This window comes from Vibrio sp. M260121 (assembly GCF_036533715.1).
Lineage (GTDB): Bacteria > Pseudomonadota > Gammaproteobacteria > Enterobacterales > Vibrionaceae > Vibrio.
Map to the genome: position 1 here is coordinate 18,038 of NZ_JATABF010000006.1, position 14,479 is coordinate 32,516.

Consider the following 14,479-nt stretch of genomic DNA (forward strand, 5'->3'; position numbering starts at 1 on the left):
AACTAAAAAATAAAGAATTTTCTGCAATCCTCACAGCGTGTGCTAATACTTAAATATAAAGATTCTCAAAATGAGAATCGAAAAGAAGCCATCAGCTTGAGGCAAGAAAAACGAACTGATCATGACAGCATGAACCTCAAGCCGACTTTACGCATTAAAACAACGAATTGAAGAAAGTTGGGAAAGGATTATGAGACCAAGAGTGTTACTGGTAGAAGACTCTACTTCACTAGCCATACTTTATAAGCAGTACGTCAAGGATGAGCCTTACGACATCTTCCACGTAGAGACGGGGCGTGAGGCGATTCAATTCATTGAGCGCAGCAAACCGCAACTTATCATTCTCGATCTCAAACTTCCGGACATGTCGGGCGAAGACGTATTGGACTGGATTAATGAAAACGAGATCCCGACTTCCGTCATCATCGCAACGGCGCACGGCAGTGTCGATCTCGCGGTCAATCTTATCCAGAAAGGCGCGGAAGACTTTCTAGAGAAGCCCATCAACGCTGACCGTTTAAAAACCTCAGTCACTCTTCACTTAAAACGCGCAAAACTAGAAAATCTCGTCGAGAACATTCAATCGACCTTCGATCGTCACAACTACCATGGTTTTATTGGCTCTAGCCTGCCGATGCAAGCGGTATACAAAACCATTGATGCGGTTGCCCCAACCTCTGCAAGCGTGTTTATCGTTGGTGAAAGTGGTACGGGTAAAGAAGTGTGTGCAGAAGCCGTTCACAGACAAAGCGATCGCAGAGACAAACCTTTCATTGCCATTAACTGCGGTGCTATCCCTCGTGATTTAATGGAAAGTGAAATTTTCGGTCACGTTAAAGGCGCATTTACTGGCGCAACCACCGACCGTAAAGGTGCAGCAACACTTGCCCACGGCGGTACACTGTTCCTAGACGAACTGTGTGAAATGGAACTTGAGATGCAGAAAAAACTTCTCCGCTTTCTGCAAACAGGAACCTACACCCCGCTTGGTGGCACCAAAGAGATGAAGGTGGATGTACGGATTATCTGTGCCACCAACCGAGATCCACTAACCGAAGTGGAAGGAGGTCGTTTCCGCGAAGATTTGTACTATCGTGTGCACGTTGTGCCAATCGATATGCCGCCACTTCGCGAACGTGGTAGTGACATTGTCACGCTAGCCAAGCATTTCTTAACCACATACGCCAAGCAGGATAAGAAGAAGTTCAGCAATATAGACAGCGAAGCGCAACATGTGATTAAGCATTACGACTGGCCTGGTAATGTGCGTCAATTGCAAAACATCATTCGTAACATCGTGGTGTTGAATAACGAAGACAAAGTGACTTTAGAACATCTACCTGCTCAATTGACCCGCAAACCGTCAAAAGCACGCACCGTCACACCACCTCATGTTGAAAGTGCTCAAGTAGCCGCGGTAAATCCAGCCACCGCAGCAACGCCAGTGCAAGCACAACCATTAGAAAGTGCACCTGTAGAAACATCCGCGCAACCAGAGTTCGCCTCAACTATGGTTACGAACGAAGCGCCTCCAGCAAGCCCTGCGGCGCAAGTGTCATCACCTTACTTCAATTCCGATGGCACCATTCGTCCAATGTGGAAAGTTGAGCGAGAGGCGATTCAAAACGCCATTGCGTATTGTGATGGTAACGTGCTTAACGCGGCGGTGATGTTGGAGCTTAGCCCTTCCACTGTGTATCGTAAAAAACAAGCGTGGGAAGCGGATGAAGCTAATCTCGAACAATCTTGAGATCCCAGTCGTTGGCGAAGTTTGGATACTACTGGATAGCCGCATTTACGGTGGCATTGAAAGCCATGTCGTCGAGCTCGCCACTGGGTTGCAATCCTTTCATGTTAACGTACGAGTTGTGTTGGTGGTGGAATACGATCCACCAGCACCACTTATCGACAAATTAAACCAAGTTCAAATACCTGTGAGTTATTTGTGGCACCTATGCCCAAAGTCAGAGCGGTCGAAAACCATTCCAGTCAAACAAATTACTGGCGCGGTGGCTGAGCATCAACCCAGCGTTATTCACACCCATGGTTACAAAGCGGCACTGTTAGCCAGAAGCGCAAAGGTATTCACTCGTACTTTTCCCCGTTTAATCTCGACCTACCACGCCGGTGAAACACCAACTGGCAAAGTTTGGGTGTATGACTGGCTCGATCGATATTCCGCGCGGCTCTCTGATCACAGCTTTGCGGTGAGTCAAGCCATTCAAGACAAGCTCCCTACTCAATCAGAATTGCTCAATAACTTTGTTACGATTCCCGAACAGCATTGTCGCTACAAAGAAATCGCGTTTGTTGGTCGTCTAAGCCATGAGAAAGGCGCAGACCGCTTCATCGATATTGCCCGTCAAATTCCTGATATCGAGTTCTCTATTTATGGTGACGGCCCCGAAAAGCCGAGACTCGTAGAAAGCGCACCTACCAACGTGATATTTCACGGTCATCAAAGTGACATGGATGCCGTTTGGCGAAATATCAGCGTTCTCGTCATTTCATCGCGCTATGAGGGGTTGCCAATGGTAGCGTTAGAGGCAATGGCTCGTGGTATCGTTGTGATAAGCCTTGACGTTGGTCGTCTTCCTGATTTGATCCAAGATGGTCAAAATGGATTCCTCACCCACGATATTCCAGTGCTAACCGACAAGGTCAATGGCTGGTTGGAAATGAGCCACAGCGAACAATACCCTATGCGCCACAAAGCGATTGAGACCATCAAAGCACACTATTCCTCTCGCAGCATCATTCCTATTCTGATTGAACGCTACCAAATTGAGAATCACACTTGATGCATATCCATTCTCAATTTGAGAAGTTTCGTATCTGATTTTTACGCCCACCGCATTTTCCATTTAAAAACAGACATTTAAATCGATGGCATATTTTGGCATCTCGGTTGCAATAGCTAATCCAAACAGATTGGCTAACCGAGGTAACGACGATGACTACTCCAAAACGCATTCTTTACGTTCATTATGGTGATAACTGGATTCGCGGCAGCGAAGTAGTACTGCTTGACCTTATCACTAATATTGACCGCAACCAGTACCAACCGTTTGTCTGGTCAAACTGTGAGCCTTTGATTGAGAGATGCCAATCCTTAGGTATCGAAGCAGAACATTCGAACTTCAGTCTTGTTGGCGGTTGGAACACGCCTCGCTGGGACATCAGCGGTTGGAACGATTTGATCAAACAAGGCACAGCATTGATCGAAAAGCACAGCATTGACCTTGTCCACGTAAACAGCGGCGGCCCATGCCAATGGATGTGCCTAGCTGCTCGTATGAATCACATCCCTTTGGTAACGCAACTTCATTGCCACTACACCTTACGTGACCGTTTCTCACTGGGTCTGCACCTTTCTCCAAAATTGATTTGTGTGAGTAAAGACGTGGGACACGAGATTCTCAAAGATGGCTACCCAGAAGAACATCTTCATGTCGTTCATAACGGCGTGTCATTGCAGAGTCACGATGCACCTATCGATGTCAAAGATCGTCTGGGCATTCCGCACCAAGCATTTACCTTTATTTCGGTTGGATCTCTCATTAAACGCAAAGGCTTTGACCGCTTAATCCAAGCCATGCGTATGCACAACTACCATCAACATAATCCGCATTTGGTGATTGTTGGTGATGGTGAAGAACGTATCGCGTTGAAGCAGTTAGCCGTAGATTTGGGCGTGGAGGATCGTGTGCATTTTGTTGGTGAGCAACACAACGCTGGAGACTGGATGAAAGGTAATGTAGATGCCTTCATCAGTGGTGCTTACGAAGAGGCGTTTGGTCTTGTTCTTGGTGAGGCAGCACTCGCGAAGTTACCAATCATTGCACCAAAAACAGGTGGCATCCCAGAATTGTTTGAGCACAACCACAGTGCCCTATTGTTCGCCAATCACGGTATGGCGAGTCTGTTAAATGCGATTCAGCAGATGATCCAAGATACGCCGCTACGAAATAAGCTAGCCGAGAATGCACATCAACACGCGAATCAGCATCTGACGGTTTCTGCCTCAGTCAAAGCGATTGAAGACATTTACCGCGATGAACTGACGCAGAAAGAATTGACGCCCATGCCTGTCAGCCACTGCATGAAACCAATTTCGCGCTGGTTAAACATCAACTAAGGAGCTCACCATGAAACGTGTATTGATGTTTGACGCCATCCCAATGCAAGGCGGTTCGAAAATTGCCAACGCTGAGTTGATTAAACAGTGTGACCAACGTGACGTGATTAGCTATGTCGCGACGACAAATCCAGAACACTGGACTGCCGCATTCAGCTCAAACCCTCGCGTACAGGTATTGAAAATCAAGCGTTCTCCAATCACGTCTCATCATGGTATCGCTTATTGGGTGATGAACTGTTTTTACCTGGTGCAGCTGATTTTGGTGACGTTCAAACTACCAAAACTCGATTGGTTTATGGGTTTGTCCTCACCAAACAACGACATGCCTTTGTACCTGCTTCGTTTGCTCAATCCCAAACCTATCGTTCAAATGGTGCATGGCCCGGTCGGCGTGTCTCGCTCGTCTGGCTACTGCTTAGTAAAAGCGTCTGCGATTCATTATTTATCGAACACTCGCGCTTCCATGATTGATGCGCTTGCCGCCTATTTAAAAATGCCAAAACCGGCGGTAGAGCGTTTTTGGACAACCTTAAACACCTCTTCTTTTGTTAACGGCTTGTCTTCAGAACGCGCTCCAAAGCAAGCAAACCCAATTTCTAATCGAGTGTTCTGGGCTGCCAGCCTCTTGAAATGGAAGAACGTTGATCTGTTGCTTGACGCGATCAAGATGGATGCGTCAGCAAACCTAAATGCAACCATCTGTTACATCAAACCTAACATCGAAGGTGTCGAATGCTCACAGCCAGATTTCACTCAGGAAAATGTTGAATGGCACGAATCACCAGACAACCTTGACGAGTTGCGAGCACAGTGTGGTGTGTTTGTGTCGACCAGTGAGAACGAACCGTTTGGGTTATCAATTTTAGAGGCGTTAGCCGCTGGTATGTGTGTCGTGATTCCTCATGACGATAGCTATTGGGATCGAGTGTTAACCCATGGCAAGAACTGCATTAAGTACACACCGAAAGAAGCCGCTTCTCTTCACAATGCCATTCGACTTTTAAACGAAGCACCTTGGCTAAAAGTCACCATGGGGATGGAGGCACTAAACGTTGCAAGTTTATACACCGCAGAACGTTGTTACTTCGATATTACCCAACAGCTTTGTACTGCCCCGACTAATAAAGCTCAAGACAGCGCAAAGAAGCGCGATAACGTCAAAGGATATGACCATGTCTAAAGCCATGACCAATATGTCACTGTTCGCCATTGCGTTGGTGATCAACAAAAGCATCAGCTTAATTATGCTGCCAGTGCTTCCTCAGTTTCTCTCGCCTGAGCAAATGGGCAAACTTGAGTTACTCACTTCTTTCGGTGTTGTCACTGCCCTACTTGCGAGCATGGCAATGCATGAGGCGCTGTACCGCTTTGTTGGCGTAGAGAAAGACGGCGAGAAGAAAGTGACCATGCTCAACCAGATCTACTCACTTTCTGTTTGGATAGCAGCGGCGATTGGTTTGGTTTTACTGTTTGCGATTTTAGTTGCTCCGATTCCTAGCCCGTTCTCTCAATTTGAATTCATCGTGCTGATGTTAGCCATTATCTTGGAAGGCGCGATTGGTATCGGTACTGCTTGGCTGCGCATGCAAGATGATAAAGCAAAAACCTTGCTTAGCGTGATGGTGACCACCACCGTTCTTCAAGTTGTATTCATTGTCACCGCTTTAATGATTCACCCACACGTCATTTCTGTTTTACTTGGTGGCCTACTGGCTGCCGTGATCCAATTTACTTGGCTGCACGTTATCAATAAATACAGAGTTGTCATGCCTGATATGGCGATCGCAAAGCAGCACCTGCATTACTGCATCCCTGTCATGATGTCTGCGCTGGTCGCTTTTTGCTTGAACGGTGCAGAGCGTTGGTTCATTGGCGCGAACGCTTCACTGGCAACACTTGGGGTTTACGCAATTGCGGTGAAGTTTGCCATTGGCATGTGTATTTTGGTTCAGCCATTCGGTATGTGGTGGATGCCACGTCGATTTGCGTATCTGGAGCATAATCGTGGTAAAGAAGCCGTTAGAATATCTCACTTCGGTATGATTTATATTGCAGCACTCACGGTCCTAGTCGCGACCCTTGCCTTCATTATGATCAGCCAGTTTTTACCAAAAACGTACCAGGAAGCCGCGCTTTACACATTGTTCCTTCTGCCAATCGCCATGATCAAAGAATGGAGCGAACTGCTGAACATCGCGATCCTTTACAAACGCCGCACTCGTTGGTTACTGGGAATAAACGTCGTGGCCGCTGGCGTCGCAATTACTCTTCTATTTGCGCTTTCTTCTCTTGGTATTTATGGCGTATTCATCGCACTTTACTACGCGCAACTAGCCAAACTGGCGATGACGTTCTTGATTGGACAACAGTGCATGCAGCTTCCTTTCCACCTAAGTTTGATGGTCGCATTACAAATCATCTCAGGAGTGGCACTGTTCCTGCTTTACTCTACTCAATCCATCGGAAGCGCGATCGTGATTTGCATTTTGACATGCACACTGCTTGCAGGCGTTGCCTTCCGATACATGTCTAAGGAAGCACGTAGCAATCTTGTGATGAGATTGAGAACGGAAGCGAAAAGAGTGACGTTATGAATGCCACGGATGTGAGACCAACCCAGATCATCGCTGCGATAACCATTACTGTGGTTATCGCTTTAGCGTGGTTGGTGATGCCGCATCCAATTTTGATTGTCGCAATTTGTTTTGCTCCGCTTGCCATCTTGTTTGTACTCAACCAAACCTTTTGGCTAGTGACTCTGTTTGTTATCTTCTCTTTCTTCCGAATTCACGAAGCGTTTCCCGTTATCTACAACTTCAAAATCCCATTGTTGTTGTCTTTAGGTGCACTTGGCGCGTTATCTTTTCATCTATTAATCAGTCGTCAGCTATCAATCTTCTGGCACCCTTCATTAAAGTGGCTTTTCATCTTCTGGGCGTTAGTCATCATCGGTATTGTGTTTGCTTCTTCGCGCGACATCGCAATTACCGTGTTCAAGAATACGTACTGGAAGATCATTGTGATGACACTGGCGATAACTTGGCTTATCACCACACCCAAACAGCTCGCACAAATGTCAAAAGCGATTATCGTTGCTGGGTTGTTGGTCGGACTCGTTGCCCTTTATAACGCCACTAACGGCATTGATATTGTGGAGGGAACGCGTGTGTCGATTGGCCGGTCGTTCGGCTCGGTATTAGGCGATCCCAATGACTTAGCGCTGGTTTTGATGTTCCCCCTCGCCTTTACGGTGAGCCAGTTGGTCGAGAAACGGTCGTCCATGTGGTTACGAGGGTTCGCGCTGCTCACTTGTATCATCCTGTTTATGTCGATCCTTGAGACACAAAGCCGCGGTGGTTTATTGGGAGCGCTTTCAGTTTTCGCGTATTTCGCGTTTAAACACATCAAGAGTAAGGCGTTGGTGGTCTTCCTAGGCTTAGTCGCAGCTTTGATTCTTTATGCTGTTGCGGGGATCTCCGGGCGAGCATCGGGGGGTGCTGCAGAAGCCGGTATTGATGCCTCTGCAATGGGACGTTTGTACGCTTGGGAAGCGGCTTTCAAAATGGCACTCGACAATCCGATAACCGGCGTTGGTTTAGAGAACTTCTACTACAACTACTTCTTCTACAGCCCGCATTGGGATGGCATTAACCACGCGGTGCACAGTACTTGGTTTGGTGTACTGGCTGAAACCGGTTTTGTTGGTTTAGCGGTTTTCATTACTCTGATTGTTTCTCTGGTCAAAACGTCATTAAGTTCAATTTCACTTCTGACTGAAAAGTCCCACTTCACGCTTTCTGTAGGTGCAAACGCCGTATTGAGCGGACTTATCGGCACCATAGTCTCCGGGACTTTCCTCACTCAAGGCTTCACTTGGCCGATTTACATACTTGCCGCACTAACCATAGTGATAAATCGCATCGTTCAAACTGATTGTCAAAATGAGAAATCTTCACCTTCTCAAATTAAGAAATAACCTAACCCATTGTTTTAGATAATTTTAAGTCTTTGGCACGCATCGTGATACGTCTTTGAGTAACAACAACGAATCAATTGGCTCAAGGAGAGAACGATGACGGATATCGTAGTATTTGGAGAAGACTTCGGCGGCTTGCCATCTTCCACTCAACACCTGATAAAGCACCTAGCGAACAACCATCGTATTCTTTGGGTCAATTCTATTGGCTTAAGACAGCCAAAGTTCACACCGAAAGACGCTAAACGCCTTGTCACCAAACTAACTGGCTCAGTCAAACAACAAGACAATGTCCCAACACCTTTCGGTCATGAAGAAGACGCAAACATCCACACCATCACTTTGTTGACAATTCCTGCTCCCAAATCGAAATGGGCACGCAGCGTCGCGACGAAGATGATGAAACATCAACTGAGCAAAAAGCTGAATGAGCTAGGCTTTCAACATGCCGTTTTTTGGACATCACTGCCTACCGCTGTGGACATTTGTCGAGAAATGAGCACCAAAGGCATTGTTTATTATTGTGGTGATGACTTTGGCGCGCTAGCAGGCGTGGACCACCAAACTGTTTTGCAACATGAAGCTGACTTGATCGATAGCGCAGACCTGATTCTGGCTGCGAGCGACAAGCTTGCCGCTGAGTTTCCGCAAGACAAAACCGTTACCCTACCGCATGGCGTGGATTTCAGCTTGTTCTCAGAGCCAGCGGCGAAAGCGCAAGATATGCCAAACAATGGGCGTAAGGTACTGGGTTTTTACGGCAGCCTATCAGAATGGTTAGATTACCGTTTGATAGAACAAGTGGCCGATCAAGCGCAGGGTTGGGACTTGGTCTTTATTGGTCCAAATGAGTTTCCTCACAACCCGTTGCCACAACGAAGCAACGTCCATTACCTAGGCCCGCGAGCACATCAAGATTTACCTAGCTACTCACAGCATTGGGATGCGAGTTGGCTGCCATTCGTTGATAACGCGCAAATTCAAGCCTGTAATCCACTTAAACTGTTGGAATACCTCGCAACGGGGACACCAGTCATCAGTACGGCTTTCCCTGCACTTAAACCCTACCAACACATGTTGCATGTTGTAGCGGACGTGGATGATGTTTGTGCAAGCCTCAATCACTTACTCCCACCACCAGAAGGATCACTCTCGATCATCCAACAACAAAGTTGGCAATCAAGAGCACGTCAAGTTGAGCAATTAGTGAGGGCGTTATGAACGATTTAAGAGACAACATCACCCTATTACTGCACGGTGCGTGGCGACGTCGTTACCTGATTGTCATTCCGATGTTGGTGTTGCCAATCTTGGGGTTTGTCGTCAGTAAAATAATGCCAACGAAATATGTGGCGCACACGAGCATGCTGATTCAAGAAACAGCTAAGATGAACCCGTTCCTTGAGGATCTTGCCGTCTCGACTATGTTGAAAGACCGCTTGAGCGCATTAAGCACCTTATTAAAAAGCCGTCATGTGCTGTATTCGGTTGCTCAGGAGCAAGGCTTAATTGACGACACCATGGGTCCGAAAGAGCAAGAGTTCATCATTAAAGATCTTGCCAATCGCCTCACGGTTCAACAGCTTGGCAAAGACTTCATTCAAATCCAATTAACCAGTGGTAAATCTGAAGGCATGGAAGAAGTCCTTGGTTCCGTCAGCGACCATTTTGTTGAACAGTTACTTGCGCCAGAGCGCTCTTCAATTAAAGACTCAAGCCACTTTCTTACCATTCACATCGATAAACGCCGCGAAGAATTGGATAAAGCCGAGCAAGCTTTTGCCGAATACAAAAACGCCTACTCGCACGCAACACCAGAGATGCAAGCGCAAAGCCTGACTCGTTTAGCGAGCCTAAAGCAAACATTGGCAGAGAAAGAAGCGGAACTGGCAGGTGTAAAACGCAGCTTGGGTAGCTTGGACCAACAGCTTTCGAAAACCAACCCAGTGATTGGTAAAATTGAAGAGCAAATCATCGAGATCCGCAGTGAACTTACCCTACTTCGTGCCAAGTACACAGAAGCGCACAGTATGGTTCAAGGTAAGCTGCGTGAGCTAAATCGCTTAGAGCAAGAGCGTTCGGTTCTACTCAACTCAAAACAACCAGAGATGAACAGTAATCAGCTTTGGGATATCGCCAGTACAGCAACGGTAAGCAATATTGGTGATGCGCAACCTCTGCTTGTTTCTCAGCTTCATCAATTGCAAATCATGCGCGGTCGATACGAGTCGCTTCAGGAAGAAACCATTAGTTTGCAAAGTATGATTCAGGAGCTAGAAGTCAATGCAAACCGCTTTGGTAGTACCGCAACTGAAATCAACCGTCTCGCTCGCGACGTGACAGTAAAACGCGAGTTGTATGACGAACTGGTTGAACGTTATGAAATGGCACAGCTCACCGGATCTTTAGGTGTGTTTGAGGAAAACAAACGTGTGAAAGTCATTGATGAACCTTACACACCAACGATTCCTGCCAACCTGCCAGCGTTTGTATTTGTCATTTTAGGATTCATTGGTGGCGCAGGCTTGGGAATCGGCTTAGCGACTATTGCTGAGTTAGCAGACAACTCAATTCGCTCTCGTAAAACTCTCGAAAAACACCTTGGGGTGCCAGTGATTACGACCATTCCGAAAGTAGCTCTCTAGGACTAGAGCCAAGACTGCAACGCCAACCAATAACATACGGAAAGCACTCTACTTCAGAGTGCTTTTTCTTTTGCTCCCTCTCTATTCTAAAGATTAGTTTTGAATTTCAAATTGAGAATCATAGCCTCTCATTTTGAACCTCACCTCAAAACCATTGCTAACCATTTGTTTTATATTAACTTATTTTCTGGCACGCACCCTGCTTTCTCTTTTACAGGAAACTACGTCGAGGGCTCAGGAATGAAAAACTCAGAGACTAAAAACTCAAGCAACAATGGCAACGTGATCGTTCACATCGTTCAGCACCTTGCTCCAGGCGGTTTGGAAACTTTGGTGCTTGAGATGCTTCGCTTTGCCAAAGCCGAAGACTCCGTTTTTGTTATCAGCCTAGAGGGAAACAAGCAAACTGCGCTAAATCATTGGGATAAGTTGGCGGACTTTGAAGACCAACTCCACTTTCTAAACAAACCGTCTGGTTTGCATCTATCAACCTTCAAGGTTTTGAAAGCAAAATTAAAACAACTGAATGCAAACGTCGTCCATACACATCACATAGGGCCTTTGCTGTACGGTGGCACCGCAGCTCGTTTGAATGGGATCAAAACCTTGATCCACACTGAGCATGATGCGTGGCATTTAAACAATAAAAAGGCCGCGAGACTGCAATCGACGCTTCTTAAAGTGCTTCGCCCTCAAGTCGTGGCAGATGCAGACTTTGTCGCTGACCAAATCACGAATAAGTTGGGATATCAGCGTGTAAGCACCATCCATAATGGAATCGACTGCGAGAAATTCACCGATGGTAATCCACAAAAAGCACGTGAGTTTTTCTCTCTTCCTACAGACAAGTTCATTGTGGGTACAGCGGGGCGTTTAGAAACGGTGAAAGGACAAGAGATCCTCATCAAAGCCTTTTCTCACCTACCACAAAACACACACCTTGCGATTGCTGGTTGCGGCAGCCAAAGAGGCATTCTAGAAGCACAAGTTCGCACACTTGGGTTAGAAGACCGAGTGACTTTCCTTGGATTAGTAAGCAACATGCCTCGTTTTTATCAGAGCCTAAACGTGTTTTGCCTGCCTTCACTTCAAGAAGGTTTCCCTCTATCCACATTAGAAGCACAGGCGTGTGGTGTCCCTTGCATTGCAAGCGATGTTGGCGCGGTAAAAGAAACACTGTGCCCACAAATTGGAGCACTCGTTGAACCGAACAAAGTGCCAATGTTGGCAGATGCGCTATCGCAGCAATTATCACAAACACCTCAATCACCGAGAGCACACATTCTTCAGCATTTTGATATTCGCAATATGGTGAATCGCTACGCAACATTGGCTCAGGGAGAGAACGCATGATTGATCTACTATGGACGACTGGTTTTGTTTTGTCTGCGCTACTGATTATCTATCATCACGTGGGTTACCCGTTGGTTTTGAATTGGTTATCAGCACGCAGAGAACAACGAAAAGCGAAAAAGAATGCAAGAAAACAAAAAGCAAAAGAGCGCTGCTACAAAGCCTCAAAGCGTGACTGTACACTATCAAGTGTCACGGTGATCGTTCCTGCTTACAATGAAGAGCAATGGATTGCAGAAAAAATCCGTAACCTTGCAAGCCTAGATTACCCAAGAGACAAACTGACCGTCATCATTGCTTGCGATGGCTGTACAGATAACACCGCAGCGATTGCACAAGATACGATTCAAGAAGCCATCTGCGCAGACACTCTGTTCATTGTTAATGACCATGAGGTAAACCGAGGTAAAGTCGGGTTAATCAACGTGGAGATGGAGAGCGTCACTTCAGATATTACTGCATTAAGTGATGTCTCTGCCCTCGTCTCTTGCGATTCGCTCTTGTTGGCGAGTCAGCATTATCAAAATGAGAAAGTGGGTGTGGTGAACGCAACCTATCAAATCATGACGACACAGAACCAAGGCGAAGCGGCTTACTGGCAATATCAATCGAACGTGAAGTACAAAGAGTCATTGATCGGCTCAACCATTGGTTCTCACGGCGCATTCTATACCTTCAGAACCAAACTGTTTTCGCCATTGGAGCCTGAGATCATCAACGATGACTTCATTTTGCCAATGCGCATTGTGCTTCAAGGTTATGACTCCGTTTATGAGCCAAAAATGTTAGCCATCGAACTGGAAGAAAGCTCAGACAGTTCAGACTTCAAACGTCGCCTACGTATCTCGGCAGGTAACATGCAGCAGTTCTTGAAATTGAAAAAACTGTTATTACCCCGCTATCGTGGCACCGCATTTGCATTTCTATCGGGAAAGGTACTGCGTCTTGCGACTCCTTACCTGATGATTATGTGTTTGGTGAGTTCATTACTGCTGATTCACTACCCAGCGTTTCAATTTCTGATGCTGGCACAAATGGCAGTCTACTCAGTTGCTCTCATCACTTACTTAGTACCGGTATTAAATTTGTTTAAGCCATTCAAGTTAATCAATTACTTAGTGGTCGGACACATAGCAAACTTCGCAGGCGGACTACGCTACCTACTTGGAATGGAAAACGGACGCTGGAAGCGCGTTAATCAATAAGGAAAGCATCATGAAAACTTCACGCTACGACTCAAATATTCATCTAGCAAAACGCGCTTTCGATGTGGTTGTTTCACTGCTCATATTGCTCGTCACCATGCCAATTATGCCTTTGATTGCGTTAGCAATTGTAATCAACTCAAAAGGCCCTGTGATTTATCGTCAGCTTCGTGTTGGACGCTGCACACCGGAAAAAATGGACCTGTTTGAAATTATGAAATTTCGAACCATGTATGTCGATGCAGAACAACGCTCTGGTGCGGTATGGGCTTCTGAGAACGACCCACGTATCACTCCGGTTGGACGCTTCCTACGCAAGACTCGCTTGGATGAACTTCCACAACTGTTCAATGTGCTAAAAGGTGAAATGTCTTTGATTGGCCCTCGTCCGGAACGTCCTGCTTTCTACCAAAAGCTGGAAGACGAAATCCCTTATTTTGTGGAACGCACTTACGGCGTGCTGCCGGGCATTACAGGTCTAGCCCAAGTAAATCAAGGTTATGACTCTTGTATTGAAGACGTTCGTCGCAAGGTGGGGTTTGACCACAGTTACGCACTGAGTTTGAGTTCTTTTTACTCGTGGATTTCCATGGACATTGCCATCATGAGCAAAACATTAGTGGTGATGATCGACGGTCGCGGTCAATAAACCATAGAGGCTTAACTGATTAGAAAGAAACAAAGAATGAAGAACCGTTACTCTTGCCATTGGCGGCGCATATTCTCTATCGTCGCTGATGGCACATCATGAATGCTCTGATATTCACCTCGGCAAACCTGCATTTCCACTTCAATCTGCTTTTTCTCACAGTACTTCAAATACCGTTTCATCTCCCAAAGGCGCACAAACGTGTTACTGACGATCACAGTCTTTCCTTTGCTTAGCCATTTGCGGGTTTGCTGAAAGCACCATTCATGCGCATCAGCCAGCTTTGTACCATCAAAATGGTATTCGCCAATTTCATTCTCAAAATACATGTCAGCTTCAAAATGTTTTGCTTTGAGCTGTTTGGACAATTTCTTGGCAAGTGTCGTCTTACCAGAGCCCGGTAAACCACGGATTAGAAGAAGTTTCGCGTTAGACATAATGGGATGATTTCAGTGAAAAACCAGCAAACTGTACGCTATTTTTATAGAAAAGAAAGCGAAAGCAACCACA

The 14,479-nt window shown here is 46.3% G+C and carries 12 protein-coding genes; 11 read left to right on the forward strand and 1 reads right to left on the reverse strand.

All coding sequences use genetic code 11. The features are described from left to right. The first annotated feature begins 190 nt into the window (after positions 1–190). The 11 genes from QTO06_RS05460 (at position 191) to QTO06_RS05510 (ending at position 13,969) form a co-directional block, all read left to right on the forward strand. On the forward strand, positions 191–1,750 hold the full coding sequence (locus QTO06_RS05460; protein ID WP_331407087.1) for a sigma-54-dependent transcriptional regulator: 1,560 nt from the start codon (positions 191–193) through the stop codon (positions 1,748–1,750). Then, complete coding sequence (locus QTO06_RS05465) at positions 1,725–2,801, forward strand: glycosyltransferase family 4 protein (protein WP_331407088.1); 1,077 nt, start codon at positions 1,725–1,727, stop codon at positions 2,799–2,801. Before QTO06_RS05460 ends, QTO06_RS05465 begins: the two co-directional genes overlap by 26 nt. Before the next feature lie 152 nt (positions 2,802–2,953). Further along, the gene (locus QTO06_RS05470) at positions 2,954–4,138 is read left to right on the forward strand and encodes a glycosyltransferase (RefSeq protein WP_331407089.1); all 1,185 of its coding nucleotides are present in this window, start codon (positions 2,954–2,956) and stop codon (positions 4,136–4,138) included. Positions 4,139–4,148: 10 nt separating this feature from the next. Then, on the forward strand, positions 4,149–5,321 hold the full coding sequence (locus QTO06_RS05475; protein WP_331407090.1) for a glycosyltransferase family 4 protein: 1,173 nt from the start codon (positions 4,149–4,151) through the stop codon (positions 5,319–5,321). Next, entirely contained in the window at positions 5,314–6,735 is a 1,422-nt protein-coding gene (locus QTO06_RS05480; RefSeq protein WP_331407091.1) for a lipopolysaccharide biosynthesis protein, read from the forward strand. The genes QTO06_RS05475 and QTO06_RS05480 overlap by 8 nt, the downstream gene beginning before the upstream one ends. Then, positions 6,732–8,117 carry an O-antigen ligase family protein gene (locus tag QTO06_RS05485; protein ID WP_331407092.1) on the forward strand — a complete coding sequence of 462 codons (1,386 nt, stop codon included), beginning with the start codon at positions 6,732–6,734 and terminating at the stop codon, positions 8,115–8,117. Before QTO06_RS05480 ends, QTO06_RS05485 begins: the two co-directional genes overlap by 4 nt. A gap of 96 nt (positions 8,118–8,213) precedes the next feature. Beyond that, positions 8,214–9,338 carry a glycosyltransferase gene (locus QTO06_RS05490; RefSeq protein ID WP_331407093.1) on the forward strand — a complete coding sequence of 375 codons (1,125 nt, stop codon included), beginning with the start codon at positions 8,214–8,216 and terminating at the stop codon, positions 9,336–9,338. Further along, positions 9,335–10,762, forward strand: a complete 1,428-nt coding sequence (locus tag QTO06_RS05495; protein WP_331407094.1) for a GumC family protein — start codon at positions 9,335–9,337, stop codon at positions 10,760–10,762. The genes QTO06_RS05490 and QTO06_RS05495 overlap by 4 nt, the downstream gene beginning before the upstream one ends. A gap of 240 nt (positions 10,763–11,002) precedes the next feature. Then, positions 11,003–12,115 (forward strand): glycosyltransferase, encoded by a 1,113-nt coding sequence (locus tag QTO06_RS05500; protein ID WP_331407095.1) that lies wholly within the window; start codon positions 11,003–11,005, stop codon positions 12,113–12,115. Beyond that, complete coding sequence (locus QTO06_RS05505; RefSeq protein ID WP_331407096.1) at positions 12,112–13,320, forward strand: glycosyltransferase family 2 protein; 1,209 nt, start codon at positions 12,112–12,114, stop codon at positions 13,318–13,320. Before QTO06_RS05500 ends, QTO06_RS05505 begins: the two co-directional genes overlap by 4 nt. A gap of 10 nt (positions 13,321–13,330) precedes the next feature. Further along, on the forward strand, positions 13,331–13,969 hold the full coding sequence (locus QTO06_RS05510; protein WP_039986622.1) for a sugar transferase: 639 nt from the start codon (positions 13,331–13,333) through the stop codon (positions 13,967–13,969). A 47-nt stretch (positions 13,970–14,016) separates the two neighbouring features. Here QTO06_RS05510 and QTO06_RS05515 read toward each other — a convergent pair whose 3' ends face one another. Further along, positions 14,017–14,406, reverse strand: a complete 390-nt coding sequence (locus tag QTO06_RS05515) for an ATP-binding protein (RefSeq protein WP_331407097.1) — start codon at positions 14,404–14,406, stop codon at positions 14,017–14,019. Positions 14,407–14,479 lie beyond the last annotated feature (73 nt).